This is a genomic window from Roseovarius halophilus (ex Wu et al. 2025) (assembly GCF_047086965.1).
On the sequence record NZ_JBKOTX010000083.1, the window covers coordinates 1 to 23405 of the forward strand.

The 23405-nt window shown below is 66.9% G+C and carries 22 protein-coding genes and 1 pseudogene; 14 read left to right on the forward strand and 9 right to left on the reverse strand.

The genetic code is table 11. The features are described from left to right. The 5 genes and pseudogenes from ACH107_RS16740 to ACH107_RS16760 all read left to right on the forward strand — a co-directional run. Positions 1 to 604 (forward strand): annotated as a pseudogene (locus ACH107_RS16740) (molybdopterin biosynthesis protein); the annotation flags it as partial. Positions 605 to 713: 109 nt separating this feature from the next. Further along, the gene (locus ACH107_RS16745) at positions 714 to 1199 is read left to right on the forward strand and encodes a (2Fe-2S)-binding protein (protein ID WP_310690244.1); all 486 of its coding nucleotides are present in this window, start codon (positions 714 to 716) and stop codon (positions 1197 to 1199) included. Positions 1200 to 1270: 71 nt separating this feature from the next. Then, positions 1271 to 3643 carry a xanthine dehydrogenase family protein molybdopterin-binding subunit gene (locus ACH107_RS16750; RefSeq protein WP_412506821.1) on the forward strand — a complete coding sequence of 791 codons (2373 nt, stop codon included), beginning with the start codon at positions 1271 to 1273 and terminating at the stop codon, positions 3641 to 3643. A gap of 11 nt (positions 3644 to 3654) precedes the next feature. Next, the gene (locus tag ACH107_RS16755) at positions 3655 to 4443 is read left to right on the forward strand and encodes an FAD binding domain-containing protein (RefSeq protein WP_412506822.1); all 789 of its coding nucleotides are present in this window, start codon (positions 3655 to 3657) and stop codon (positions 4441 to 4443) included. 66 nt (positions 4444 to 4509) lie between these two features. Beyond that, entirely contained in the window at positions 4510 to 4887 is a 378-nt protein-coding gene (locus ACH107_RS16760) for a phasin family protein (protein ID WP_412506823.1), read from the forward strand. A gap of 75 nt (positions 4888 to 4962) precedes the next feature. Here ACH107_RS16760 and infC read toward each other — a convergent pair whose 3' ends face one another. Then, positions 4963 to 5514: a translation initiation factor IF-3 gene (gene infC, locus ACH107_RS16765; protein ID WP_412506829.1), complete on the reverse strand. Its 552-nt coding sequence runs from the start codon at positions 5512 to 5514 to the stop codon at positions 4963 to 4965. A 213-nt stretch (positions 5515 to 5727) separates the two neighbouring features. On the opposite strand from infC, the gene ACH107_RS16770 reads away from it, so the two are divergent. Next, positions 5728 to 6621: a hypothetical protein gene (locus tag ACH107_RS16770; protein WP_310690248.1), complete on the forward strand. Its 894-nt coding sequence runs from the start codon at positions 5728 to 5730 to the stop codon at positions 6619 to 6621. 224 nt (positions 6622 to 6845) lie between these two features. Here ACH107_RS16770 and ACH107_RS16775 read toward each other — a convergent pair whose 3' ends face one another. Continuing rightward, the gene (locus ACH107_RS16775; protein ID WP_310690249.1) at positions 6846 to 7103 is read right to left on the reverse strand and encodes a hypothetical protein; all 258 of its coding nucleotides are present in this window, start codon (positions 7101 to 7103) and stop codon (positions 6846 to 6848) included. A gap of 245 nt (positions 7104 to 7348) precedes the next feature. On the opposite strand from ACH107_RS16775, the gene ACH107_RS16780 reads away from it, so the two are divergent. The 3 genes from ACH107_RS16780 (at position 7349) to ACH107_RS16790 (ending at position 11960) form a co-directional block, all read left to right on the forward strand. Then, positions 7349 to 8437 (forward strand): TRAP transporter substrate-binding protein, encoded by a 1089-nt coding sequence (locus tag ACH107_RS16780; RefSeq protein ID WP_310690250.1) that lies wholly within the window; start codon positions 7349 to 7351, stop codon positions 8435 to 8437. A gap of 111 nt (positions 8438 to 8548) precedes the next feature. Further along, a complete protein-coding gene (locus tag ACH107_RS16785; RefSeq protein WP_310690251.1) occupies positions 8549 to 9589 on the forward strand; it encodes a TRAP transporter small permease subunit in 1041 nt (346 codons plus the stop codon). 19 nt (positions 9590 to 9608) lie between these two features. Next, the gene (locus ACH107_RS16790; protein WP_412506824.1) at positions 9609 to 11960 is read left to right on the forward strand and encodes a TRAP transporter large permease; all 2352 of its coding nucleotides are present in this window, start codon (positions 9609 to 9611) and stop codon (positions 11958 to 11960) included. Between the two features lie 91 nt (positions 11961 to 12051). Here the strand turns inward: ACH107_RS16790 and ACH107_RS16795 are convergent, their stop codons facing one another. The 4 genes from ACH107_RS16795 to ACH107_RS16810 all read right to left on the reverse strand — a co-directional run bounded on the left by ACH107_RS16795 (position 12052) and on the right by ACH107_RS16810 (position 14530). Further along, positions 12052 to 12882 (reverse strand): arginyltransferase, encoded by an 831-nt coding sequence (locus ACH107_RS16795; RefSeq protein WP_310690253.1) that lies wholly within the window; start codon positions 12880 to 12882, stop codon positions 12052 to 12054. Between the two features lie 87 nt (positions 12883 to 12969). Next, the gene (locus ACH107_RS16800; protein ID WP_412506825.1) at positions 12970 to 13422 is read right to left on the reverse strand and encodes an RDD family protein; all 453 of its coding nucleotides are present in this window, start codon (positions 13420 to 13422) and stop codon (positions 12970 to 12972) included. Positions 13423 to 13486: 64 nt separating this feature from the next. Further along, complete coding sequence (locus ACH107_RS16805; RefSeq protein WP_310690255.1) at positions 13487 to 13936, reverse strand: DUF2852 domain-containing protein; 450 nt, start codon at positions 13934 to 13936, stop codon at positions 13487 to 13489. Between the two features lie 123 nt (positions 13937 to 14059). Continuing rightward, positions 14060 to 14530 (reverse strand): YbaK/EbsC family protein, encoded by a 471-nt coding sequence (locus tag ACH107_RS16810; RefSeq protein WP_310690256.1) that lies wholly within the window; start codon positions 14528 to 14530, stop codon positions 14060 to 14062. A 60-nt stretch (positions 14531 to 14590) separates the two neighbouring features. On the opposite strand from ACH107_RS16810, the gene ACH107_RS16815 reads away from it, so the two are divergent. The 4 genes from ACH107_RS16815 to ACH107_RS16830 all read left to right on the forward strand — a co-directional run bounded on the left by ACH107_RS16815 (position 14591) and on the right by ACH107_RS16830 (position 18390). Next, positions 14591 to 14965 carry a nuclear transport factor 2 family protein gene (locus tag ACH107_RS16815; RefSeq protein WP_310690257.1) on the forward strand — a complete coding sequence of 125 codons (375 nt, stop codon included), beginning with the start codon at positions 14591 to 14593 and terminating at the stop codon, positions 14963 to 14965. Then, the gene (locus ACH107_RS16820; protein ID WP_310690258.1) at positions 14962 to 17739 is read left to right on the forward strand and encodes a glutamine-synthetase adenylyltransferase; all 2778 of its coding nucleotides are present in this window, start codon (positions 14962 to 14964) and stop codon (positions 17737 to 17739) included. The genes ACH107_RS16815 and ACH107_RS16820 overlap by 4 nt, the downstream gene beginning before the upstream one ends. Further along, entirely contained in the window at positions 17726 to 17986 is a 261-nt protein-coding gene (locus ACH107_RS16825) for a hypothetical protein (protein ID WP_412506826.1), read from the forward strand. Before ACH107_RS16820 ends, ACH107_RS16825 begins: the two co-directional genes overlap by 14 nt. Before the next feature lie 119 nt (positions 17987 to 18105). Continuing rightward, positions 18106 to 18390, forward strand: a complete 285-nt coding sequence (locus tag ACH107_RS16830; RefSeq protein ID WP_310690260.1) for a hypothetical protein — start codon at positions 18106 to 18108, stop codon at positions 18388 to 18390. Between the two features lie 63 nt (positions 18391 to 18453). Here the strand turns inward: ACH107_RS16830 and ACH107_RS16835 are convergent, their stop codons facing one another. The 3 genes from ACH107_RS16835 to edd form a co-directional block, all read right to left on the reverse strand. After that, positions 18454 to 19560, reverse strand: a complete 1107-nt coding sequence (locus ACH107_RS16835; protein WP_412506827.1) for a hypothetical protein — start codon at positions 19558 to 19560, stop codon at positions 18454 to 18456. Between the two features lie 389 nt (positions 19561 to 19949). Further along, positions 19950 to 20597: a bifunctional 4-hydroxy-2-oxoglutarate aldolase/2-dehydro-3-deoxy-phosphogluconate aldolase gene (gene eda, locus ACH107_RS16840; RefSeq protein WP_310690262.1), complete on the reverse strand. Its 648-nt coding sequence runs from the start codon at positions 20595 to 20597 to the stop codon at positions 19950 to 19952. Between the two features lie 23 nt (positions 20598 to 20620). Further along, entirely contained in the window at positions 20621 to 22423 is a 1803-nt protein-coding gene (gene edd / locus ACH107_RS16845; protein ID WP_310690263.1) for a phosphogluconate dehydratase, read from the reverse strand. A gap of 193 nt (positions 22424 to 22616) precedes the next feature. On the opposite strand from edd, the gene ACH107_RS16850 reads away from it, so the two are divergent. After that, the coding region (locus ACH107_RS16850) for a class I SAM-dependent rRNA methyltransferase (RefSeq protein WP_412506828.1) at positions 22617 to 23405 on the forward strand (789 nt) is incomplete at its 3' end.

The following is a 23405-nucleotide window of genomic DNA, read 5'->3' on the forward strand; positions in this document are numbered from 1 at the left end:
GGCCGGAGACATGGTCGCCACGGTCAAGGTCATCTCCTACGGGGTGGCCGAGGCCGCCGTGGCCCGCGCCGAAGCCGCCGGGCGAAGCGCGCTGCGTCTGGCGCGCCCGGTGATCGAGACCGCCACACTGATCGAGACTCGCGTGGGGGCCGCCGCCCCGCCCGACAAGGGTCGCCGGGCCATGCGCGCCCGGCTCGATGCGCTGGGCCTGGCGCTGTCGCCGCGGGTCGTGGTGGCCCACGAGGCCGGTGAGATCGCCCGCGCCATCGCCGCCGCACCGGGGCAGCTGGTGCTGATCCTGACAGCCTCGGCCACCTCGGATATCCGCGACACCGCGCCCGAGGGGCTGTGCCGTGCGGGCGGAACGGTCACGCATTTCGGCATGCCGGTGGACCCCGGCAACCTGCTGTTTCTGGGCGCGCTGGACGACCGCCCGGTGATCGGCCTGCCCGGATGCGCGCGCAGCCCGGCGATGAACGGGGCAGACTGGGTGCTGGACCGGGTGGCCTGCGGGCTGTCCGTGGGCCCGGACGAGATCGCGGAGATGGGCCTGGGCGGCCTGCTCAAGGAAAGCCCGGACCGTGGCCGCCCCCGGGCGGGCTGAGGCGCGCCGGGCGATAAGCGACCGATCCGGGTGGACCGGCAAACTCGGGCTTCCCAAGGGCAGGGCCATCGTGCTTGACTGGTGCCAGACTGACCAAGGGAGGATTGGCATGACACAGGTCACGATGACGGTGAACGGAAAACCCGTGACCGGAGAGGTCGAGGGGCGGACCCTGCTGTCGGATTACCTGCGCGAGGACCTGCGCCTGACGGGCACGCATATCGGCTGCGACACCAGCCAGTGCGGCGCCTGCGTGGTGCATGTCGACGGCAAGGCGGTGAAATCCTGCACCATGTTCGCCGCCGAGGCCGAGGGCGCCGAGGTGACCACGATCGAGGGCATGGGCACCGCCGACGGCGGGCTGACGGTGATCCAGCAGGCCTTTCAGGATCATCACGGGCTGCAATGCGGCTTTTGCACCCCGGGCATGGTGATGACGGCGGCAGCGCTTCTGGAGGAGACGCCCAAGCCCACCGAGGCCGAGATCCGCGACCATCTGGAGGGCAATATCTGCCGCTGCACTGGGTACCACAACATAGTCAAGGCGATCATGGCCGCGTCCGGCCAGGACGTGAGCGCCGTGGCCGCCGAATAGGAATTTTCTGGACGGTTCATTGGCGCAGGGGTTTGAGGAGAGGCGCCTGCGCCGTGAGGGAGGAGATAGAGATGCCCAAAGATCATGGAGTTGGCGCCAGTTCGGCGCGCCGCGAAGACATCCGGTTCCTGACCGGACGCGGCAAGTATACCGACGATATCGTCCTGCAGGGCCAGACCCACGCGGTCTTTGTCCGCAGCCAGGTGGCCAACGGGGTCATCCGGTCCATCGACACCACGGAGGCCGCGGCGATGCCCGGTGTTCTGGCCGTCTTCACCGGGGCGGATTTCGTCGATGTGGGCGGCAATCCCGCCGGCTGGCAGATCAACAGCCGCGATGGCGAACCGATGAAGGAACCAAAGCGCCCGGTCCTGGCCCATGGCAAGGTGCGCCACGTGGGCGATGCCTATGCCGCCGTGGTGGCCGAGACCGAGGAGCAGGCCCGCGACGCTGCCGAGGCCATCGTCGCCGAGATCGACGAGGAACCCGCCGTCGTGGACATGGGCCAGGCGCTGGAGGACGGTTCGCCTCTGGTTCATGACGAGATCGGCACCAACCAGTGCTTCGACTGGGGTTGGATCGAGGATAACCGCGCCGCCACCGACGCGGTGATCAAGAACGCGCCGCATGTCACCACGCTGGAACTGGTCAACAACCGGCTGGTGCCCAACGCCATGGAACCGCGCGCCTCGATGGCCGATTACGACCCCGGAACAGGGGATTACACGCTTTACACCACGTCGCAGAACCCGCACCTGACGCGGCTGCTGATCTCGGCCTTCGTGCTGGGCATCCCGGAGAACAAGCTCAAGGTGGTTGCCCCGGATGTGGGCGGGGGCTTCGGCTCGAAGATCTATCACTACGGCGAAGAGGCGCTGGTGCTGGCCGCCGCCAAGAAGATCGGCCGCCCCGTGCGCTGGACGGCGAGCCGCTCCGAGAGTTTCCTGAGCGATGCCCATGGCCGCGACCACGTCACCAGGATCGAACTGGCCTGTGACACGGACGGCACCTTCCTGGCCTTCCGCACCGAGACCATGGCCAATGTCGGCGCCTATCTGTCGAACTTCTCGACCGCGACGCCGACCTTCCTGCATGGTACGCTGATGGCGGGCAACTATGCCGTCCCGAATGTCTATGTGAACGTCAGGGCGGTCTTTACCAATACCGCGCCGGTGGATGCCTATCGCGGGGCCGGCCGGCCCGAGGCGACATATTCGCTGGAACGCGTCATCGACATGGCCGCGCGCGAGCTGGGGATCGACCCGCTGGAAATCCGCCGCCGCAACTTCGTAAAGCCCGACCAGTTCCCCTTCACCAGCGCCGCCGGTCTCGAATACGATACCGGCGATTACGGCGCGCTGGTCGACAAGCTTGAAGAGATGATCGACCGTGACGGCTTCGAGGCGCGCCGCCGCGACAGTGCAGCACGCGGCAAGCTGCGCGGGCTGGGCGTGAACACCTATATCGAGGCCTGCGGCATCGCGCCCTCGAACCTTGTCGGTGTGCTCGGGTCGCGCGTGGGGCTTTACGATGCCGCCACCGTGCGGGTGAACGCCACCGGCAATATCGCCGTCATGGTCGGCGCGCACAGCCACGGGCAGGGGCACGAGACCGCCTTTCCGCAGGTGGTGGCCGACATGCTGGGCGTCGATGAGGCCAGCATCGAGATCGTCCATGGGGACACGTCGAAAATTCCCTTCGGAATGGGCACCTACGGGTCGCGCTCTCTGGCGGTCTGCGGCTCGGCTGTGGTGCGCGCCACGGACAAGATCATCAAGAAGGGCAAGAAGATCGCGGCGCATATGCTGGAGGCCTCGGAGGCGGATATCGAGTTCACCGACGGGCAGTTCAGCGTGGCGGGCACGGACAAATCCGTTGGCTTCGGCGACGTGGCGCTCAAGGCCTATATCCCGCATGATTTCCCGCTGGAGGAGGTCGAGCCGGGGCTGGAGGAAACCGCCTTTTACGATCCGGCGAACTTCACCTACCCCTCGGGGGCCTATGCCTGCGAGGTCGAGGTGGACCCCGAGACCGGCAAGGTGACGATCGAGCGGTTCGCCGCCGCGGATGATTTCGGCAATGTCATCAACCCGATGATCGTGACGGGCCAGGTCCATGGCGGGCTGGCGCAGGGGATCGGGCAGGCGCTGCTGGAACAGACGACCTACGACGCCGACGGGCAGCTGATCTCGGCCAGCTACATGGATTACGCCATGCCGCGCGCCGATGACGTGCCCTTCTACAGCGTCGATCATTCCTGTCAGACGCCCTGCACCCACAACCCGTTGGGCGTGAAGGGCTGCGGCGAGGCGGGTGCCATCGGCAGCCCGCCCTCGGTCGTCAATGCCGTGATCGACGCGCTGCACGCGGGCGGCCATGCCCATGTGACCCATATCGACATGCCGCTGACGCCCGCGCGCGTCTGGTCGGCCATCAACACCTGAGGAGGCCCCCGATGTATGCATTCGACCTTGAACGGCCCAAGCGGATCGGCGATGCGGTCAAGCTGCTGTCGGAGACGGAGGAAAGCCAGCCGCTGGGCGGCGGCCAGACCCTGATCCCGACGCTGAAACAGCGGCTGGCCATGCCCGAACGGCTGGTGAGTCTGACCGCGATCCCCGAGATGCAGGGGGTCTGCACATCCGACGATGGCGCGCTCTGCATCGGCGGGGCGACGACCCATGCGATCGTGGCGGCCCAGGCGGGGGACTACCCGGCGCTGGCCGCGCTTGCGGCGAACATCGGCGACCCGGCGGTGCGCAATCGCGGCACGATCGGCGGCAGCCTGGCCAACAACGATCCCTCGGCCTGCTATCCGGCGGCGGCGCTGGGCTCGGGGGCGCGGATCATCACCAACGCGCGCGAGATCGCGGCGGACGACTATTTCCAGGGCATGTTCACCACCGCCCTCGACGATGGCGAGATCATCACCGAAGTGCGTTTCCCGGTGCCCGAGAAGGCCCATTACGAGAAGTTCGACCAACCGGCCTCGCGTTTCGCGCTGACCGGCGTTTTCGTGGCGAAATACGCCGATGGCGTGCGCGTCGCCGTGACCGGGGCCTCGGAAGGCGGCGTGTTCCGCTGGACCGAGGCGGAAGCGGCGCTGTCCGACAACTTCTCGGCCGAGGCGATCTCGGGGCTGAGCCTGTCGGGCGATGGCATGATCAGCGATCTGCACGGGTCGGGCGACTATCGCGCGCACTTGGCGAAGGTGCTGACCGGACGGGCCGTCACGGCTGCGTGACGGTTTGAGCGGAATCAATGACCCTGGCGGGCAGATATGCCAGACTCGGCCCAAAGGAGGTGCACCATGACCAAGAAGAAAGACACATCGAAGGCCCAGGGCACGGATGATCCAATGGGTCAGATGCAAGCGATGATGGCCCAGTGGCAGACCATGGGCCTTGGCGGGATGAACGCCATGGGCACGGGCTGGATGGAGGCCATGTCGGAGATGGGCCGCGAATGGCTGCAGTTCGTGTCCGAGCGCGTGGCCCGCGACGTGGCGTTTCAGCAGCAGATGCTGCAGGCGAAATCCCCGCAGGACGTGCAGAAGATCCAGTCGGAATTCCTGCAGGCCGCCGTCGAGGACTACACCAAGGAGACCGGCAAGATGGTCGAGTTGAGCCGCAAGGTCTTCGCGCCGGATGAGGACAGCGGCAGCGGTGAAGAGCCGAAAACGGGGTGACGACGCGCCGCTGACATGACAAGGGCCTCCCCACTGCGGAGAGGCCCATTCCCTGAAGTCGTGGCTGTCCGGGCCTCACCCCTTCTGGGGCAGCGGCCCGATCATCATGACCATCTGGCGGCCTTCCATCTTGGGCATGTTCTCGACCTTGCCCAGGTCCTTGACGTCCTCGGCCACCCGTTCCAGCAGTTCGCGGCCCAGGTTCTGGTGGGCCATCTCGCGGCCACGGAACCGCAGCGTCACCTTGACCTTGTCGCCATTGTCGAGGAACCGGGTCACGTTCTTCATCTTGACGGTATAGTCATGTTCGTCGGTATTGGGCCGGAACTTGACCTCTTTGACCTCGATAACCTTCTGTTTCTTCTTGGCCTCGGATTCCCGCTTCTGCTGTTCGTACTTGTACTTGCCGAAGTCCATGATCTTGCAGACCGGGGGCGTGGCATTGGGCGAGATCTCGACAAGGTCGAGGCCGACCTCGCCGGCCAGGGTCATGGCCCGGTCGGGGCTGACGACGCCGACATTCTCGCCGGTGGGGCCGATCAGCCGAATTTCAGGAGCCCGGATGCGATCGTTGACGCGGGGGCCGGTGTCGCGCGTGGGCGGCGCGTTGTGAGGTCTGCGAGCTATGGGTCTTGTCCTTGTGTCACTAACTTTCGGTTTTTCACGGTAAACGCGCCCCTGCCGGCGTTCAAGGCCCCATTCGCCCGATGACCGCGTTGTTTTTTACACCGGCACGCGGCCACTGCGCTTACGGCTTTCCAAGACGCTCCGGGCGTGGGATATACCGACCGGAGGTCCGCTTTTGGGGCCGATGCACTGTTTTCTGAAAGGACTGACACAATGCGTGCGATCATCATCATCGTCGTTGTCGCCGGGCTGGGCTTCTTCGGCTACCAGTATGCGGCCAACGACCGGACCCCTGCCGAGGCCTATGCCGTCCTGACGGGTCAGGCCGAAGAGGCCGCGACGGCGGCCAACGACATGGCCGAGAGTGCTGCGGAAACCGCTGACGGCACCGCCGAGGGCGCGTCGGACATGGCCGAGGATGCCGCGACGGCCGTGGACGAGGCCGTGCAGGATGTCACTGATGGCGCGTCCGAGGCTGCAGAAGGGGTCGCCGACGCGGCAAAGGGGGCCGCGGATACCGTGAGCGGCGCCGCTGAGGACGCGGGCGCGGCGGTCTCCGATGCCGTCGAGGGGGCCACGGGAGCCGCCGGCGACGTGGCCGGGGACGCCGCGGATACGGCCGGCGAGGCGACCGAGACCGCCACCGAGATGGCCGAGGACGGCACCGCGGCCGCCACCGATGTGGCCGATGACGCGGCCGAGACAGCCGAAGACACCGTCGAAAGCGCCACGGACATGGCCGATGACGCCGCCGAATCGACCGCTGGCGCCGTTGACGGGGCCACGGACGGCGCGACCGAGACCGCAGATGGCGCGTCCGATGGCACCGAGGCCGCGACGGATGAGGCTGGCGAAACCACGGCCGAGGCAACCGACGGCGTGACCGGGGACGCGGACACCGCGGCCGAGGCGGCAGAGGGCGGCGATATCGCCAGCCTGCTGGACGCCGAGAGCTTCGATGCCGAGGCGGTCACCGAGTGGGTCGAGACATCCGATCTCGACCCCGCGGTCAAGCAGACGCTGACCTCCGCCGTCGAGCAGGCGGCCGAGGATCCGGACATGGTTCCGGACGTGATCGAGCAGATCCGCGCGGCGGCGGGCCTCTGAGGCGCTGCCACCTGATTTGAGAGGGGCCGTCCGCGCGGGCGGCCCCCGTTTCCACCGGTAACGCGGTCCGTGCCTGCAGGACGCCGTGTTCCACCGCCTAGCGGCTCAGCCCGGCGGGGTGGGTCGCAGCTTGCGCTTGGGGGCCGTGCTGTGGGGTTCCACCCTGCGCACCGGGATGTTCGGGGACTTGTCCTGTGCCGGTCGGCGACGCGCATGGTGACCCCTTAACGGTGGCCGCGCAACTGCACCGAGACCGACCCGGCGCGGGCGTGGCGCGACAAGGTGGTGCCGTCGTTGTCGAAGCAATAGCTGTCCCGGCCATAAAGCGTCGCCGCGAAGATGCGCGTGACCTCCAGCTCTTTCGTCGTCGGGCGCGACTGGTTTGCCACGACGACCAAAATCACCGCCACCGAGATCACGAGCGGCACCTTGGCCCGCAGGACCAGCTTGTGCCCGCAGCTCAGCCGTAGCCGCATCGTCATTGCCCATCTCGACCTGGCGATTCGATACGTCAGATTCGCGGCGCTGCCAGGGTGTCAGGGTGGGACCGGGAGAGGGGTCTGGGTCGTGTTTAGCGCTATCTCCGGTAAGATTTTCTTACAAAATGGCTTTGCTCCGTGGCATTGGGTGTTTCGTCAAGCGCGTCCTGTGGCTAGTGTTCTGGAACGTCAAACGATCTGCCCAGGCCCCGGGAGAGGGCTGGGTGAACAAACTTGGGAGGACCAACATGGATCGTCGTTCTTTTCTGACAAAGGGGGCCGTTGGCGGTGCCGCTGCGGCTGCGACCGGCACGCTGGCCGCACCGGCCTATGCGCAGGGCAAGCGCACGCTCACGCTCGTGACCACCTGGGGCCGCGGCCTGGCGGGGGTGCATGACAGTGCCCAGTATTGCGCCGACGCGATCACCGCGATGAGCGACGGCCAGCTGACTGTCGAGCTCCAGGCCGCGGGCGAACTGGTTGGCGCCTTCGAGGTTTTCGACGCGGTCTCGGCCGGTCAGGCCGACATGTATCACGGCGTCGACTACTACTTCCTGGGCCAGCACCCGGCGCTGTCGTTCTTCTCGCAGATCCCGTTCGGCATGAACTTCATGGAATACTCGAACTGGTTCTATCACGACGGCGGTCGTGAACTGGCCGACCAGCTTTATCCGATCTTTGGCCTGAAGGCCTTCCCGGCGGGCAACACCGGCCCGCAGTCCGGGGGCTGGTTCGCCAAGGAAATGAACGGCCCCGAGGATTTCCAGGGCCTCAAGTTCCGCATGCCGGGCCAGGGTGGCCAGGTGCTGGGCAAGCTGGGGGCCTCGGTTCAGAACCTGCCGGGTGCCGAAGTTTACCAGGCACTGGCCTCGGGGGCCATCGACGGCACCGAGTGGATCGGCCCCTGGGCCGACGAAAAGGCCGGTTTCCAGGAAATCACCAAGTTCTACTACACCGCCGGTTTCCACGAGCCCGGCCCGAACCTGAACCTGACCATGAACCTCGAGGTCTACGAAAGCCTGACCCCGGCCCAGCAGGCCGTCATCGAGAACGCCACGGCGGCCAGCAATCTCTGGACCATGTCGCTGTTCATGGCGAACAACTCGGCGGCGCTGCAGCGTCTGCAGTCCGGCGGGGTCCAGATTCTGGAATTCCCTGACAGCATCTGGGATGCCTTCGGCGCGGCCGCCGAGGAAGTTGTCGCCGAGAACATGGACGACGACCTCTACGCCGAGTGCCACGAGAGCTACTATGCTTCGTTGGAAAGCTCGGCCGAGTGGATCAGCCGGTCCGAGGCTGCCTACGCCGAGCAACGTAACCGCATCATGGGCATCTAAGAGCATCGCCCCGCGGGGCGTGCGCACCGGACCCCGCCGTACGCGCGGGGTCCGGCCTTCGCCCGCTGTGCCGGGCGGAGGTCCCAGATCTGACAACCGAGGGCAGGGGACATGGAAGAGGACGCCGCGCAGGCCGGGTTCTGGTCATCCTATGATAACGGGTTCACACGCTGGGTGGAACGGTTGCAGGGCAACGCCGCCGAAGGGGCCGATCCGATCGCCCCGGCCGAGACCACGCTGGGCGCCCTGGTCGATGCCCTGCTCTGGGTCATCGGCAACATCCTGGAATCGATCTACAATATCCTCTTTGCGGTCACGCATCCCGGGGTCTGGCTGGACTGGCTGACCTGGACCAACACCACCGAGGACAAAGAGGCGTTGATGCGTGTCGTCTATTACGGCGGCTCGACCGAGTTCTTCTTCGCGGTCTTCACGCTGTTCCTGATCCTCACCGCCGTCGGCTTCACCCGCCGCGGATTCATGTGGGCCACTGTGCGCGTGCTGGAAGGCTTCGCCAACAAGGTGGGCCGGACTTTCGCCTGGGCGGGTCTGCTCATGGTGCTGATCCAGGTGGTCATCATCTTCATGCAGCGGGTCTTCGCGGTCGCCGAAATTCCCGGCTTCGGCCTGCCCAGCTTCGACGTGAGCTGGTGGGCCGAAAGCCTCAAGCTTTACAACGCCATGATCGTCACGCTTTGTGTCACCTACACCTTCGTGCAGGGCGGCCACGTTCGGGTGGATCTGATCTATGCCGCCGTCGGCCACCGCGCCAAGCGCATCATCGACATGTTCGGGTCGCTGATCTTCATGGTGCCCGCCGCGGTGCTGATCTGGATGTACGGCTGGTATTTCCTCTGGCGTCACCTGATCACGCCCAAGCCCAATGCCGGCGACACGCTGGACCGGACGCTGCTCAAGGCCAGGGCGGTGCGCTGGAACGTCGAGACGATCAGCTTCTCGCCCAACGGTTTCAACGCCTACTTCCTGTTCAAGGTGCTGCTGGTGGCCTTCACGGCGCTGGTGCTGATCCAGGCGGTCGCCTTCTTCTACCGGTCCTGGCTGGAATGGGTCGAGGGCGAGGAGAGCGCGGGGAAATACCTCGACAAGGACAGTCTTGGCGCGGGCGAAGAAGCCTATGAAGGCACGCACTAGGCAATAGGGGCAGGAACACATGCTTTTCGGACTTGATGGCGTCGAGATCGGCCTGATCATCGTCTTTCTTTGCCTCTTTGCAGGCATTCTTTCCGGGTTCCCGGTGGCTTTCGCGATCGGCGGTTCGGGGGTGGTGTCCTTCGCGATCATCGCGGCGCTGGATTCGGGCGGCCTGCTGATCCATCAGGCGATCGACACCGGGTCCCAAGCCTACGCGGCCCTGATCGCCGAAGGAGTGCGGCCCGATTCGATCTCGATCTTCCGATATCCGGACCTGCCGCGGGTTGCCGAAAGCCTGTTTCCAGGCGGCTGGGAACGGGCGCTGGACCGCAACATTTCCTTTGTGGTCAACCGCATGAACGAGCGGGTTCTGGCGGGACAGTCCATCGAGACGCTGCTGGCGGTCGTGATGTTCGTGATGATGGGGATCACGCTCGAACGGTCCAAGATCGCCGACGACCTGCTGCGCACCATGAGCCGCGTCTTCGGCCCGCTGCCCGGTGGGCTGGCGGTTTCGGTGGTGGTCGTGGGGGCCTTCCTGGCCGCCTCCACCGGCATCGTCGGCGCGACGGTCGTCACCATGGGCCTGCTGTCGCTGCCGACGATGCTGCGCGCGGGCTATTCCAAGGAGCTGGCCACGGGCGTGATCTCGGCCAGCGGGACGCTGGGCCAGATCATCCCGCCCTCGATCGTGATCGTCCTGCTGGGCACGCTGGCCGGCGACCTTTATTCGGCCGCGCAGGAGGAACGGGCGCAACTGGCCGGCTGCACCGACGCGCTGACCTACCTGGGCGAACCGGCGGTGGTCTCGGTCGGCACGCTGTTCCAGGCGGCGCTGCTGCCGGGCATCATGCTGGCCTTTCTCTATGCCGCCTATGCCTTTGGCTATGCCCTGCTCAACCCGCGCAACGCGCCGCCCGTCGAACTGGGCCACTCCAGCCACGAGATCATCACCCGCAACGAGGGGCTGACCTGGTTCCTGGCGGTGCCCGGCGGGCTGATCGTCGCCTTCGTGTTCCTGATGAACCTCAGTGTCGTGGGCGGCCAGTCGGTGGTCGTGGACAGTTTCACCGACGCCGGCCAGACTGCGAGCCTGCGTACCAACGTCTCTGAGGAATGCCAGGCCTCGATGATCGAGCTGCACGGGCAAGAGGCCTGGGATGCGGCCGTGGCCGAACAGAAGGCCATCGAGGAAAGCGGCGGCGTGGCCGAGGCGCGCGAGCTGAGCGACGCCGAGCGCGCCGCGCGCGTGGACCAGGCCATCGCCGATGCACCGCCCATCGGCACAGGGATCGCCGTCGGTGCGCTGCTGCTGGCGCTGATACTGACGACGGCACGGGGCGTTGCCCCGTCGGCCGATGCAAGGCCGCTGATCGCCGGTGGGGCCGGTCTGGGGCTGATGCTGCTGGCCGACATCCTGCTGATCGGGCCGACGACCACGCCGGGCACCACCACGCTGATCATCGCCTTGCCGCTGCTGCTGGCGGGGTACGGGCTCTGGCATGCCTTCGCCCGGTTGTCGCGCAACGAGCTGCTGCGCGTGGTCTTTCCGCCGCTGGTGTTGATCATCGCCGTTCTGGGCTCGATCCTGGGCGGCGTCACCAACCCGACCCCCGCCGCTGGGCTGGGCGCGGCCGGGGCGATCATGCTGGCCGCCTATCGCAAGCTGCAGGAACAGGAGCGCTCCGGCCGGCTGATCCTGCTGACCACGGGGGCGGTGATTCTGATGCTGCTGGTTGGGGTCAACTTCGACATGCGCATCGGCCAGGCCGACCTGTCGCTGGAAAACTGGATCGCCTTCTTTGTGGCCATGGCGGCCTTCCTGTTCGCGCTCTTCGGGCTGCTTTACGCCTGCTGGGTGCTGCTACGGTCCAGGGTGCTCAGCCCCGTGGTGCGCGAGACCGCCAAGGTCACTTCGATGGTCTTCACCATCCTGATCGGGTCGCAGCTGCTCAACCTGGTGGTCATTTCCTTCGGCGGGGAACACTACATCCAGCAGTTCCTGCGCAGCTTCGACAACCCGGCGACGGCTTTCCTGATCGTGATGCTGGTGCTCTTCGTGCTGGGCTTCGTGCTGGATTTCCTGGAAATCATCTACATCGTGATCCCCATCGTCGGGCCGGTGATCTACGGCTCGTATTTCGACCCCAAGTGGGTGACGATCATGATCGCGGTGAACCTGCAGACCTCCTTCCTGACGCCGCCATTCGGCTTTGCGCTGTTCTACCTGCGCGGGGTAGCACCAAAGGAGGTGACGACCATGCACATCTACCGCGGCATCATTCCCTTCGTGCTGATCCAGGTGGTCGGGCTGCTGCTGCTGTGGTGGTTCCCGCAGGTGGTCACCATCGTGCCGAACCTGCTGGGCTAAGGCCCGGGGGGACGACAACGAAGGGGCGCCTGCGGGCGCCCCTTTCGCATCTGGGGCCAGGCAGGCGTGCCCTGACCGCGATGTCGGGGTTTCAGCGTTCGCCGTCCGGCAGGGTGATCCGGGCCACCTGTTCGGCAATGGGGTCGACCTCCAGCGGATGCGTCTCCGAGACGTAGTCCTCGGGGTTGCCCAGGTCTTCCCACTGGCCCTGGCGATGGATTTCCACCGCCGAGAAGCGCGCCTTGTAGCCCATCTTGTCGGAGCCGGGCACCCAATAGCCAAGGTAGACATAGGGCAGGCCCAGTTCACGGGCGATCTGGACATGGTCAAGGATCAGATGCGTGCCCAACGACTGCCGCGCCAGGGCGGGCTCGAAAAAGGAATAGACCATGCTCAGCCCGTCATCGAGCATGTCGGTCAGGCTGACCGCGCGCAGACCGCTGTCGTCGGGATCGCGCGCCGCGGTGCGGTCGGTGTATTCGATCAGCCGGGTGCGGACCGGCGTTTCCTCGATCATGGCCGCGAACTCGAACAGGTCCATGTCCGCCATGCCGCCGTCGGCGTGGCGGCTGTCGAGGTAGCGGCGGAAGAGCGCGTATTGATCCTCGGTCGCCCAGGGCGAGGAGGCGCGGCGCCGCAGGTGGGTATTGCGGTTCCAGACCCGGCGCTGGCTGCGCGAGGGGCGGAAGTCGGCCACGCGGATACGCGCCGACATGCAGGCGGTGCATTCCGCGCAGGAAGGGCGATACAGCACGTTCTGCGAGCGGCGAAAGCCCTGTTTGGACAGCGTGTTGTTCAGCTTTTCCGCGTTCTCGCCCTGCAGCGCCGTGAACAGCTTGCGCTCCATCCGGCCCGGCAGATAGGGGCAGGGTTGCGGGGCGGTCACGTAGAACTGCGGCGCAATGGGAAGCGAGTGGCGCATCGGGCTTTCTCGTGCAACGGTGGGCAAGATCCTTGGCAGAGCCTAGCAACGCCGGGCCGGGACGCCAAGCCCGTGTTGCAGCCTTTGTCACAGCGTGCGGTTGAGCGCCACTGTGCCCAGCACGAGGTCGTGCAGCCCCTGGCGCTTGGGCGTCATCAGCGTGACGACGCCCGAGCCCAGAAGCCCCGGCCAGACGATCAGCAGCCCGTATTGCAAGGCGACATGCAAGAAGGAGGTGCGCCCGTCCAGGCGCAGGCCCTCGGTGTCGCGCAGCTCGACCGCCATGAGGCGCATCCCCCAGGTGGCCGATCCGCCCGCCAGCGTGGACCAGCGGTAGAAGAAACCGACCACCGCGACCATGACGGGAAAGACGAAGAGCCCCAGAAAGAAGGTCAGCGGCAGCAGCAGCGCCGAGATCACGCTGGCGACGACCCAGTCGAGCAGCCAGGCGATCACGCGCTTGCCGGGCACGCCGCGATAGAATTCGGGCAGGCGGTCCGGGTCGGGATGGCCGGGGCTATGGGCAAGGGTCCGTGTCATGGGGTCTCCGTGCGGGGTGGGGCGGCCGCCCGAGGGGATTTCCGGGCGGCCGGGGCGCGGGCGATCAGATCGCGGCGGCGTCTTCGCCGGGTGTGTCGTCGCGGCGCTTGCTGCGGTCTTGCATGAACTGGTCGAACTCGGCCTTGTCCTTGGCCTCGCGCAGGCGCTGGAGGAAGTGCTCGAACTGTTGCTGTTCCTCTTCCAGGCGGCGCAGCGTGTCCTGCTTGTAGGCGTCGAAGGCCGCGTTGCCGCTGGACGTGGTGGCGGCGCGATAGCTTTGGCGGGTGCGCCGGGTGGCGCAGTTTCCGGAAAACATGCGTTTGCTCCATATCATGTAGGCAAGAAGGGCGAGGCCGAGGGGCCAGGCAAAGATGAAGCCCAGCACCATGGCGGCGATCCAGGCGCCCTTGCCCCGGTTATCGAGCCAGGCCTCGGCCCGGGTGAACCAGTTGCCTGCCCGTATTGCATGTGGCTGGGGCGCGGCGTCGTCAAGATTGGTGGTCGAGGTGGACATATCTGCTCCAAGGGTTGGTCTATGGCATGTGAAGGCTTTTCACATTACAACAGATGGGCAGGGCACCACCCCGCTGCAAGAGGGAATGTGAAGGTTTTTTACATTTTTCCTGCCGAGCGCGTTTCAGGCCGTGAAATCAGCGACTTGCGCCTGTGCCAGGGGGCGCAGCCGGTCGGGTGCGATCGCAAAGACATGCCGCGGCGTGCCCGCGGCGGCCCAGATTTCTGCAAAATCCGACAGGCGCGGGTCCCAGAAGGCGCGGATCGGGTGCAGGTGCCCGATGGGGGCCACGCCGCCGATGGCAAAGCCCGTCTGGGCGCGCACCGCCGCGGCGTCGGCGCGGTCCAGCGCCTCGCCCGCCACCCGGGCGGCCTTGCCCGCCGCCACCCGGTTGCCGCCGCCGGTCAGGAACAGGATGCAATCGCCGCTCTCGTGGCCCTGAAAGATGATCGACTTGCAGATCTGATCGAGCGCGCAGCCCGCCGCCGCGGCGGCCTGTTCCGCGGTGCGGGTGCCTTCGGCCATCTCCAGCGGGTCGGCGTCCAGTCCCGCCGCCTGCAGGGCGGCTTTCACGCGGTTCAGGCTCTTGCTCATGTCGTGCACCCTCTCTAGCGTCGCAGCGAGGCTAGCAATCCGGAGGCGGGGCGCAAGGGCATGTCTGATCTGTTCGACGAGGTGATGGCCATGGAGCGCGGCGTCTGGGCGGCGCTGGCGGCGGGCGATGCGCGGACCCTGCGCGCCGCCCTGGCCGAGGATTTCGAGGGCCTCTACCCCGACGGTGGCGCCGGGCGCGAGGATCTGATCGCCGGGCTGGCCACCGGCCCGACCGTCGCCGCCTATGAACTGTCGCAAGAGCGGGCGCGGCCCATGGGCGACGACCACGCGCTGCTGACCTATCATGCCCGGTTCCGACGGGCCGGGCAGACCGGTTGGGAGGCGATGCGCGTCTCCTCGATCTGGCGGCGCGCGGGGACGGGCTGGGAAAACACCTTCAGCCAGGACACGCCCGAGGGGCCGCCGGTGCCATGAGCTTTGCCGCGCGCATCACCCGGGCCCCGCGCCCCTTCGAGGCCGACCACGGCGCCGACGGCCGTGCCCTGTTCCCCGATCAGCCGCCTGAGGTGGCCGAGGTGATCGACGGGGCGGCCGGGTGCAGCCCCTACCTGCTGGACCTCATGCGCAAGGAGGCCGACTGGCTGGCGCCCGCGCTGGCCGACCCCGAGGCGGCGCTGGAGGCCGAACTCGCCGAAAAAGCTGCGCTGGACTTGCCGAAACTGGGCAGTGGACTGCGCCAGGCCAAGCGGCGCGTCGCCCTGCTGGCGGGGCTGGCCGACCTTGCCGGGGTCTGGGCGCTGGAGGATGTGACCGGCGCGCTGACGCGGCTGGCCGACATGGCGGTGGACACCGCGCTCAAGCGGCTGGTCGCCGCCGAGATCGCGCGCGGCAAGCTGCCGGGGCTTGGGCCCGAGGATGCCGGGACGGCCGGCGGCATGGTTGCCCTGGCCATGGGCAAGGGCGGCGCCCATGAGCTGAACTATTCCAGCGACATCGACCTGATCTGCCTGTTCGACGAGACCCGCTTCGACCCGGATGCCTACCACGAGGCGCGCGCGGGCTTCATCAAGGTGACGCGCCGCATGTGCGCGCTCATCGGCGAGACCACCGCCGAGGGCTATGTCTTTCGCACCGACCTGCGCCTGCGGCCCGATGCCAGCGTCACGCCGGTCTGCCTGTCCATGGAAGCCGCCGAACGCTATTACGAAAGCGTCGGGCGCACCTGGGAACGCGCCGCCTATATCAAGGCGCGCGCGGCGGCGGGCGACATCGCGGCGGGCGCGCGGTTCCTCGACACGCTGCGCCCCTTCGTATGGCGCAAGCACCTGGATTTCGCCGCCATCCAGGATGCCCACGACATGCGTCTGCGCATCCGCGCCCACAAGGGGCTGGGCGGGCCGATCACCCTGCCGGGGCACAACATGAAGCTGGGCCGGGGCGGTATCCGCGAGATCGAGTTCTTCACCCAGACCCGCCAGCTGATCGCCGGGGGCCGCGACGAGAGCCTGCGGCTGCGCGGCACGGGCGAGGGGCTGGCGGCGCTGGCGCGTGCGGGCTGGGTGCCCGAGGCCGATGCACAGACGCTGACCGCCCATTATCGCGCCCATCGCGAGATCGAGCATCGCGTGCAGATGCTGCGCGACGCCCAGACCCATGACCTGCCGCAGACGGACGACGAGTTCGACCGCCTCGCCGCTTTCTGCGGCACCGATAGCGACAGCCTGAGGGCGACGCTCACCGACCGGCTGGAAGAGGTCCACGAGATGACCGAGGGCTTTTTCGCGCCCACGGAACCCACCGCCGCCGCGCCCGAGTTCGGCGAAGAGATCACCGAACGCTGGCTGACCTATCCCGCGCTGCGTTCGGACCGGGCGGTGGAGATCTTCAACCGGTTGAAACCGATGCTGCTGGCCCGCCTGCAAGAGGCCGCCAAACCCGAGGAGGCGCTGCTGGCCTTCGATGGCTTCCTGCGGGGGCTGCCGGCGGGTGTGCAGCTGTTTTCGCTCTTCGAGGCCAATCCCCAGCTGACCCGGCTGATCGTGGACATCGCCGCGACCGCCCCGGCGCTGGCGCAGTACCTGGGTCGCAATTCAAGCGTGCTGGACGCGGTGATCGGCGGCACCTTCTTCGAGGCCTGGCCGGGCTGCGCGGCGCTGACCGAGGGGCTGGAAAAGACCCTCGACCGGGCCGACGACTACGAGGCGCAGCTGGACGCGACCCGCCGCTGGGCCAAGGAATGGCATTTCCGCATCGGCGTGCATCATCTGCGCGGGCTGATCGACGCGGGCGAGGCCGGGCGGCAATACGCCGATCTTGCCGAGGCGGTGATCGCCGGGCTTTACCCGCGCGTGGCGGCGCAGTTCGCCGAGAAACACGGGCCCCCGCCGGGGCGTGGGGCGGTGGTGCTGGGCATGGGCTCGCTGGGGGCCGGGCGCATTCATGCGCAATCGGACCTGGACCTGATCGTGATCTACGACGGCGCGGGGCAGGAGGCTTCGGAGGGGTGCAAGCCGCTCTCGGTGCGGGCTTATTACGCGCGGCTGACCCAGGCGCTGGTGACGGCCCTGTCGGCGCCGATGGCCGAGGGCAAGCTCTACGAGGTGGACATGCGCCTGCGCCCTTCGGGCCGGCAGGGGCCGGTGGCCACGGCCTTTGCCGCCTTCGAGCGCTACCAGATGGACGAGGCCTGGACCTGGGAGCACCTGGCGCTGACCCGCGCGCGGGTGGTGGCGGGGCCGCCCGACCTTGGCGCCGATGTCGAGGCCAGCCGGGCCCGGGTGCTGGCGGCCAAGGCCGGCGGCGACGCGGTGCGCGGCGAGGTGGCCCACATGCGTGACAGGATCGCCGCGGCCAAGCCGCCCGAGGGGCCCTGGGACGCCAAGATCGGCCCGGGCCGCTTGCAGGACGTGGAACTGGCCGGCCAGGCACTGGCGTTACTGGCGGGCAGCACCGCCCATGCCACGACCGAGCAGTTGGACGAGGCCGTCTCGGCGGGGGTGATCGGGGCTGATCCCGCCGCCTGTCTGGCCAGGGCCGCCGATCTGTTCTGGGCCTTGCAGGCCAGCGGCAAACTGCTGGGCGGGGGCGCGACCGACCCCGATGCCCTGGGCGCAGGTGGCCGCGCCATGATCCTGCGCGAAACCGGGGCGGAGAGCGTGGCGGCGCTGGCCAGGCAGATCCGCGCGGCGGCAGAGGCCGCTGCCAAGACCATCACCGAGACACTGGGAGAGGGCCATGAGACCCGTTGACGAAAATGACCCCAAGGGGCTGATCTACGAGGCCTACCGGATCGAGGGGATCAGCGCCGAGGAATGCCGGACGATCTTTCTCGACTGGGCGCTGAGCCTTGGCGAGGTGGCGCCGGGCACGGCGATCCCCGTGCTGCTGTCGCGCCACGGGCAAGAGGGCCACCCAATGACGGACGTCCTGCGCGAGGGGCTGAGCAGTGCCGAGGGGGTCAGGCGCCGCGGCGGCCGCAAGGCGCGGTTGAGCTGAGTCGTTGCACGGGCGACAGGGCGTCTGTCTGTCTGAGGCCTTGAATCGGCGTCCGCGACTGATCACATTGTTGATGGGAAGGGCACAACCAATCGCTTGCAGAAAAGGTGCATAGGCAGATGAACCGTGACGATTACGTGGAAAAGATGAAGGCAAAGCTCGACGAGTGGAACGCCGAAATCGACAAACTTCAGGCCCAAGCCAAGGACGCCGAGGAGGAGACCAAGGCGAAATACGAGGCGCAGCTGGCCGAAATGCGCAAGCAGCGCGACGAGGCCCATGCCAAGATGAAGGAAGCTCAGTCCGCGACAGACGCGGCATGGGATGACATGCAAAAGGGCATTCAGGACGCTTGGGAAAATATCTCGGACTCGTTTCAGAAGGCCTGGAAGCGCTTTCAATAACCAGGGCCTGCGCGCCGACGAAGATGTAGCGTGAGACGGCGCTGCGGGCGACTTAGGTGGAAACTATTGCGGTAAAGTCTCGCCAAACGCGTCGGCCATTGCGTTTGTAAGGGCGGGGTCTTCTACGAGTTCCCTGTGGCCAATGCTGCCATCCCGCTTCCATCCGTTCGTAATTGCGACGCAGTGTGCAAACTCCATACCGCGGTGATCCATCGCCTTGTCGACAGAGACGAAGTCGGGTTTGTGGATATCCCAACCGACACCGCGGAGGATGCCGCGCGGATTAATGCAGTACTTTGTTGAGTCGAGACCCTGTTTCGGGTCCCGGAGCCTGTGATCACCATGGCGCCGACGCTCTTCCGTACCGTTCACCGGGTAGCAATTGCGCCCCCGAATTGGCGTAAACCCCCAAAATCTTCTCCGCGCGAGGTCGAAGACATTACGACCCCTCGTATTTGGAAGCACCAGTTCATCCAGGTCACATACAAGGACTGCGCGCGCGCGAGACAAAAATCGCATGCGGGCAATATTAAGAGCGGCGGTCTGGAAAAAGAGGGCATCATTTTTATGCGACCCGATGGCAAGACCGCCCCACTTTGCTGGAATGGAAAGAACCCTGAAGGCCGTCAGGCCGGCGGTGTCAAGCTCTGACGCGATGGCCTCCAACGGATAGGCGTCTGATCCATTGTCGACGACAAGCAACCCCTCAAGATCTTGGTGCCGTTTGTGAAACCGCGCAAAGTCACCGATCCAGGCTGGGTCGTTGTTCTTGTTGAAGATCACGCTGCAATTGAGACCTGCGAAAGTGCTTTCTTCGCAAGCACTCAGCGAAAGGTCTGCAGTGAACTTATCCATTTTTAGAGAGAGGATTTTGGGGTCTTTAGGCGCGCTGAGCAGAACCTCATCTGACCGCCGCCGAGAGGTGATCTTGCGGATTTTGCTGGGGATACCGTCGCACGCAATTGCCGCAGCCTTAAGTGCCGGGCACAAGTTGCGTAGTGACGGGCCAACCAGCATTACGCCCCGCCCCGTGGCGAAGGCGTCATAGAAGAGCGTTTCTCGATCGTAGGCCGCAGCAAACGCAGCGGAACGCGCCGCTTCGGGGACATTGAAATCACGGCGTCCAACCTCGGGTGGAAGGCGAAGCGTTGCCCCGGTGACTATAGACATCCGTTTCCCCCTTAAGCCAACACTTCCCAATCGACATCTCCAATTGGCCTGCGGCACGACGGAGAGATCGCCGGACGAGGCCGTACAGTCAAGCATTTCCACTCGCCGGACCTCTCTCGGGCTGGCGCAGACCTTCGGTTGTAGGTGTTTCAGGCCATGCGAGGGGGTTATCGTCTTCGTTTTGAGGCGTTTTCAGCGCCTCGGACAGACCTGTTGCGGCTGTTTCGTTCAGTTTGGGTCTGGAGTGCGGTCACGCGCACAGCGGTGTCGTTCGCAGTCGGCGAATGGCGGCGAGGATGGTGCAGACCATCGGGCCGAGCGGTTCGCGACCAGCGATTCTGCAAACTCTGCTCTCGGCGCAATGCCGATGCAGGAACCCTCACCGGCCCCTAACTGTAGCGCGGCAGCGCCGCCGCCTCGGCGGCAAGGGCGGTGATCCCGGCCCAGTCGCGGGCCTTGACCAGTTCGCCGGGGGTGACCCAGCTGCCGCCCACGCAGAGCGTGTTGGCAAGCGACAGGTAGTCGGCGGCATTGGCCAGGCTGACGCCGCCGGTGGGGCAGAACCGCACCTGCGGGATCGGCGCACCGATGGCCTTGAGCGCCTTGGCCCCGCCATTGGCCTCGGCGGGAAAGAACTTCTGCACGCTGTAGCCGCGCTCCAGCAGGGCCATGGCCTCGGAGGCCGTGGCGGCGCCGGGCAGCAGCGGCAGGTCGTTGGCTTCGCAGGCGTCCAGCAGCCTGTCGGTGGCGCCGGGCGAGACGCCGAAGGTCGCCCCGGCCTCTTTCGCGGCCTCCACGTCGTCGGGGGTCAGCAGCGTGCCCGCGCCGACCACGCCACCCTCGACGCGGGCCATTTCCCGGATCACGTCCAGCGCGGCGGGGGTGCGCAGGGTGACTTCCAGCGCGGGCAATCCGCCCTTGATCAGCGCGGCGGCCAGATCGGCGGCAGGACTGGCGTCCTCCAGCACCAGCACCGGCACCACGGGGGCGAGGGTGCAGACCTTGGCGGTCAACTCGGAGGCGTGTTCGGGGGTCATGCGAGTGTCTTTCGGTGAAGGGATCAGAGGATGACCGAGGCGCCCTCGGTCGCAAGCCCGCAGGTCTGGCGGAAGCTCTCGAACAGCTCGCGGCCGACGCCGTTGCCATTGCCGGTCAGGTCCGCCTCGGCGGGTTCACGACCCTCGAGGTTGCTCAGGCAGTCCAGCCGCCCGGCGGTCGCGTCCAGACGCAGCAGGTCGCCGTCGCGCAGAAGCGCGATCGGCCCGCCGCGCGCGGCCTCGGGGGCCACGTGAATGGCCGCAGGCACCTTGCCCGAGGCCCCGGACATGCGCCCGTCGGTGACAAGGGCGACGCGCAGCCCGCGATCCTGCAGGATCGACAGCACCGGTGTCAGCCCGTGCAATTCGGGCATCCCGTTGGACCGCGGCCCCTGGAACCGGACGACAATGATCGTGTCCTCGGTGATCTCGCCGGCCTTGAAGGCGGCCTTGACCTGGTTCTGGTCGTGGAAGACGCGCACCGGGGCCTCGATCACCTGCCGGTCTTCGGCCACGGCCGAGACCTTGATGACCGCCCGGCCCAGGTCGCCTTCCAACTGGACCAGCCCGCCGCTGGGCTGGAAGGGGTCGGAACAGGGCCGCAGGATACGGTCGTTGCCGGTTTCGGCGGGGCCATCGGCATAGGTGATCTTGTCGCCGTCGAGCTTGGGGTCGCGAGTATAGAGCGCCAGCCCGTCCCCGGCCACGGTCTTGACGTCCTCGTGCAGCAGGCCCGCGTCGAGCAACTGCCCGATCATGTATTGCAGACCGCCCGCGGCGTGGAAATGGTTCACGTCGGCCAGCCCGTTGGGATAGACCTTGGCCATCAGCGGCGTCATCGCCGAGATATCCGCGAAATCCTGCAGGTCCAGCACGATGCCCGCCGCCCGCGCCATGGCCGGCAGGTGCAGCACCAGGTTGGTCGAGCCGCCCGTGGCCATCAGCCCGACCATGCCATTGACGAAGGCCTTTTCGTCGAGAATGTCACTGACTGGCCGGAAGTCGTTGCCCAGCGCGGTGATGCCGAGCGCCCGTTCCGTGGCCGCCGCCGTCATCGCGTCGCGCATCGGCGTGCCGGGGTTGACGAAGCTGGCGCCTGGCAGGTGCAGCCCCATGACTTCCATCAGCATCTGGTTGGTGTTGGCGGTGCCGTAGAAGGTGCAGGTCCCCGGGCCGTGATAGCTCTCCATTTCGGCCTTCATCAACGCGTCGCGGCCGATCTCGCCGGTGGCGAACTTCTGGCGCACCTTGGATTTCTCGTCGTTGGGCAGGCCGCTGGTCATCGGGCCGGCGGGTACGAAAACGGCGGGGATATAGCCGAAGGTGGCCGCGGCCATGACCAGGCCCGGCACGATCTTGTCGCAGACCCCCATGTAAAGCGCGCCGTCGAAGGTGTTGTGCGACAGCCCCACAGCGGCGGCCAGCGCGATCACGTCGCGCGAGAACAGCGACAGTTCCATCCCCGTCTGTCCCTGGGTAACGCCGTCGCACATGGCCGGCACCCCGCCGGCGACCTGCGCGGTGCCCCCCGCGGCGCGTGCGGCGGCGCGAATCTTGTCGGGGAAATGTTCAAAGGGCTGATGCGCCGAAAGCATGTCGTTGTAGGCGGTGACGATGCCGAGGTTGGCGCGGCGCTCGTCGGTCAGCGATGCCTTGTCGTCGCCCATGGCGGCATAGGCATGGGCCTGGTTGCCGCAGGACAGATGCGCCCGGCGCGGGCCTTCGGCGGCGGCGGCGGCCATGCGATCGAGATAGTCGCGGCGGGTCGGCGCGCTGCGGGCGATGATCCGGTCGGTGACATCCTGCAAGGACTTCTGAACGCTCATGGGGGGCCTCTCGGTTAAACGGACTTTGCCGATACCAGATGTTAGCACAGCGGGTTAGCGCTAACAAGCGCCCTGCCGGCGGGAGTGCGGCGAGCGGTCGGGCCGGTCGGTGTTGAAAGGACCGGTCCTGGACCCGCCCGCGCAGGCCCGCCGCCCCTTTCCCGGGATCGGGGAACCCGCTAGGAGGGCTGCCATGTCGCAGTCCTCCTTGCCGCGTGTCCGGCTTCTTCCCAAGGCGAAACCCCAGGCGATCCGGCACGGATTTCCCTGGGTCTATGCCAATGAGCTGGTCCTCGACCGGCGTACCAAGGCGCTGGCCCCCGGCGCGCTGGCCGTTTTGCAGGACGCGGGCCGGGAGGATCTGGCGCTGGTGACGGTCAATCCCGGCTCGCGCATCGCCGCGCGGGTGCTGGACCGCGACCCTGGCGCGGCCCTGGATCACGACTGGCTGATGCGCCGCCTCAAGCGGGCGCTGGCCCTGCGCGAGACCCTGTTCGAGGCGCCTTACTATCGCCTTGTCCATGCCGAGGCTGACGGGTTTCCCGGGGTGGTGATCGACCGCTTCGGCGATCTGGCCGTGGTGCAGCCCAATGCCGCCTGGGCCGAGGCGCATCTGGACAGGCTTGTTGCTGCGCTGGTCGCGGAAACCGGCCTGTCGGGGGTCATCAAGAACGGCACGGGCCGGGCGCGCGGCCTTGAGGGGCTGCCCGAAGAGATGGCCCTGGTCCATGGCGCGGCCCCGGATGGCCCGGTGCCGGTGCCCATGAACGGCGCCACCTACATGGCCGACCTGATGGGCGGACAGAAGACCGGCCTGTTCTATGACCAGCGGCCCAACCATGCCGTTGTCGCCGGGCTGGCGCGTGGGGCGCGGGTGCTGGATGTCTTTTCCCATGTGGGCGGCTTTTCCCTGGCCGCCCTGGCAGCTGGCGCCGACTGCGCGCTGGCGGTGGATGGCGCGGCCCCCGCGCTGGCGCTGGCC